Source organism: uncultured Faecalibacterium sp. (genome assembly GCF_900066275.1).
Classification (GTDB): domain Bacteria; phylum Bacillota; class Clostridia; order Oscillospirales; family Ruminococcaceae; genus Faecalibacterium; species Faecalibacterium taiwanense.
Genome location: NZ_FMFG01000106.1, coordinates 1 through 396, shown reverse-complemented (window position 1 = coordinate 396; position 396 = coordinate 1). Strand labels below are relative to the sequence as shown.

1 protein-coding gene is annotated in these 396 nt (G+C 57.8%); it reads right to left on the bottom strand.

Annotation, left to right across the window (positions count from 1 at the left end):
• On the bottom strand, nucleotides 1-396 hold a 396-nt coding region (locus QZL71_RS13220), incomplete at both ends, for a hypothetical protein (RefSeq protein WP_294649219.1).

The window sequence follows — 396 nt, the reverse complement described above, 5'->3', positions numbered from 1 at the left end:
TAGATTGCCTGAAAATCGTCCTTGTCGAACCACCCGGCAGGCTCAAAGCCGCAGCGTTCCAGCAGCGTGTAGGTGACGCTGATGGCGGCAGCGGACTTGAACTGCATCTCCACCCCGGCTTCATCATAATCCATCAGCAGCGAACCGTCAACGATGGCACGAATGTCCCCGCCGTTGTTGTCCCAGTAATCCGCCACCAGTTTCCCCGCAACATCCGCAAGCTGCTGGCTGACACGCTCTCCGCTGATGCCGTAGGTCTTGCTCAACATTTCCGAAACCGGCTGTTTCAGGTCGTCGTTGTACTGCCACACCTCCGGATCACGGGAATTACGGCGCACCCCGGTGTCGCTTACGTCAAAAACGTAGTGCAGTCGAGGGAATCCGCTGGATTCGTCC